This is a genomic window from Vibrio sp. OPT41, assembly GCF_015163595.1.
GTDB classification, from domain to species: Bacteria; Pseudomonadota; Gammaproteobacteria; order Enterobacterales; family Vibrionaceae; genus Vibrio; species Vibrio alginolyticus.
In genome coordinates, this window is sequence record NZ_JADDYH010000106.1 from 1 (window position 1) to 223 (window position 223).

The following is a 223-nucleotide window of genomic DNA, read 5'->3' on the forward strand; positions in this document are numbered from 1 at the left end:
GCCACACTGGAACTGAGACACGGTCCAGACTCCTACGGGAGGCAGCAGTGGGGAATATTGCACAATGGGCGCAAGCCTGATGCAGCCATGCCGCGTGTATGAAGAAGGCCTTCGGGTTGTAAAGTACTTTCAGTCGTGAGGAAGGTAGTGTAGTTAATAGCTGCATTATTTGACGTTAGCGACAGAAGAAGCACCGGCTAACTCCGTGCCAGCAGCCGCGGTA

The 223-nt window shown here is 53.8% G+C and carries 1 rRNA gene; it reads left to right on the forward strand.

Annotation, left to right across the window (positions count from 1 at the left end):
- Positions 1-223: ribosomal RNA gene (locus tag IQP38_RS26085) — 16S ribosomal RNA — on the forward strand; the annotation flags it as partial.